Origin of the sequence: Melaminivora alkalimesophila (assembly GCF_000282995.1) — a bacterium.
Lineage (GTDB): Bacteria > Pseudomonadota > Gammaproteobacteria > Burkholderiales > Burkholderiaceae_C > Melaminivora > Melaminivora alkalimesophila.
The window spans coordinates 1-1,964 of sequence record NZ_ALEE01000416.1 but is presented as its reverse complement, the minus strand read 5'-3'; the positions used below and the strand labels follow the sequence as shown (position 1 = coordinate 1,964).

1 protein-coding gene and 1 pseudogene are annotated in these 1,964 nt (G+C 71.4%); both read right to left on the bottom strand.

The window, feature by feature from the left end:
• Positions 1 to 49 precede the first annotated feature (49 nt).
• Positions 50 to 1,201, bottom strand: a pseudogene (sorT, locus tag A612_RS08050) (SorT family sulfite dehydrogenase catalytic subunit); the annotation flags it as partial.
• Positions 1,202 to 1,311: 110 nt separating this feature from the next.
• Positions 1,312 to 1,920: a hypothetical protein gene (locus tag A612_RS08045; protein ID WP_019373992.1), complete on the bottom strand. Its 609-nt coding sequence runs from the start codon at positions 1,918 to 1,920 to the stop codon at positions 1,312 to 1,314.
• Positions 1,921 to 1,964 lie beyond the last annotated feature (44 nt).

Genomic DNA, 1,964 nt, shown 5'->3' with positions numbered 1-1,964 from the left:
GCGGCTGCCGCACAAGGTAAAGGGATGGAGAGAGGGTGGGGCGGGCGCTTCAGGCCACCTTGACGGTCACCGCGTGGTCCGCCCAGCTGCTGTTGTTGTAGCCGGCTTGGTTCTCCTCGCGCTGCTCGGGCTGCACGTTGCCCTGAGCATCGGTGGCTCGGCTGGCCAGGGTGTGGCTGCCGCGCGGCAGGTCGGCCTGCAGCACGAACTGGCGCCAGGCGTAGCGGCCCATGTCCGGGCCCACCAGGCGCGCGGCCTGCCAGGTCTTGCCGCCATCGACGGACACCTCCACACCCTTGACGGCGTGCATGCCGCCGAAGGCCACGCCGTGGATCTGCACGCGGCCCGGGGCCAGCTCGCCATCTTCGGGCAGCGGGCCGTTGATCCAGGACTTGACGCTCATCTGCTGCACCGACGGCTGGCTGGGGTCGCCCTTGCCGCCCGGCGGCGAGATGCGGTAGCCGTGGCTCATGATGCGCGCCTCGCTCTCCTTGTCGGTGAAGGCGAGCTGGCCGATGTACTTGATGTTGTTCACGCCGGTGTAGCCCGGCACGATCAGGCGCAGCGGCCCGCCGTGCGCCAGCGGTATGGGCTCACCGTTCATCTCCCAGGCCAGCAGCGCATCCTGCATGGCCTCCAGCGGCACCGAACGCTCGACGATCACCGTCTTGGGGTCGATGCCGGCGGGCAGCACCTCGCCGCCGGTGCCGGTCATGTACTTCATGCCGTCAGCCACGCCACCCAGGGCGCGCGCCACGTCGCGCACGGGCACGCCGCTCCAGACCACGCAGCCGGCGGCGCCCACCGTCCAGGGCGTGCCGCTGGGCTTGCTGGGGAAGAAGCCCCGGCCGTTGCCCGAGCACTGCAGCACCATGGTCACCGTCTCCAGCCCCATGGCCTTGAGCTCGCGCACCGACAGGCGGCGCGGCTCCTTTACCCCGCTCACCTGCACCTGCCAGGCGTCGCGGTCAGCGACGATGGACTCGGGCGGCGTGGGCAGGTTGTTGCGCACGTACAGCTGGTCCGAGGGCGTGATGACGCTGGTGCCAAAGGCGCCGCGGCGCGTCTCGATGGTGGTGCTGCTGTGCACGATGACGGCATCGGCGTTCTTCCAGCCGGCGTAGCCGGGCAGCGGCTTGGCCGCGGCCGGCGCGGCCGACTGCGCCGCGGCGCCCTGGTGGAAGCTGGCCAGGCCGGCGGCGGGGCAGGGAGGCGGGAGCTTGGGTGTGCATGGGGCGTTGTCTCCTGGGAATCGTTGCTGGGGTTGGTGGGAAAAGTAAAGTGAAGAAAGAGGCGCGGCCAGCCGGCCGCTCAGTGAGCCGCTGCCGGCGCTGCCAGCGCCCGGCTGGCCACGGCCAGCGCCTGTTTTTTTTGCGCGATGAGCACCAGCGGGCGGCCTTCGCGCGAGCGCGCCACCTGCCAGTAGCTGTTGGCCCACCAGCCCTGGCCGTCGGGCAGGGCCGTGGGCTGGTCGAAGGCCATGACGGTGACGATGCCGCCCTTCTCGAAGAAGGTGGTCAGGTGGTAGGCGCGGCTGCCTTCGATCTCGCAGGGGCGCAGCAGCTGGGTGAAGCCGGGCAGGGGCTGGCCGGGCGGCAGGTCCAGGTGGCGGGCGACTTCGGCCTCGGGCATGAAGCTGCCGCGCAGCGTACGTTCGTAGTACTCGTGCTCGATGGCCGAGCGCACCAGCGAGGGCGGGCGCATGGCGAACACGGCCGACGCCGCAGTGCTGCCGGCCAGCAGCGCGGCCAGCAGCCGCCGCACGCCGCGGCGTGCATGCCAGGGCGTGTGTCTGAACAGATGCGCGGGCGGCTCGGAGGGGGGAAAGGCCAAGGCCATCTCGGCGCGTGCGCGCAGGTCGAAATCGGTCTCCTGCAGCGCCTGCGCGAGTAGGTCCTGCGGAGGGGTGGGGCGGGTCATCGGCTGGCCTTTCGCAGGGGGATCACGCCGGCGCTGGCAGCCGG

Coding starts and splice junctions, on each gene's coding strand:
- A612_RS08045 (WP_019373992.1), bottom strand. CDS start 1,920: ATGACCCGCCCCACCCCTCCGCAGGACCTACTCGCGCAGGCGCTGCAG.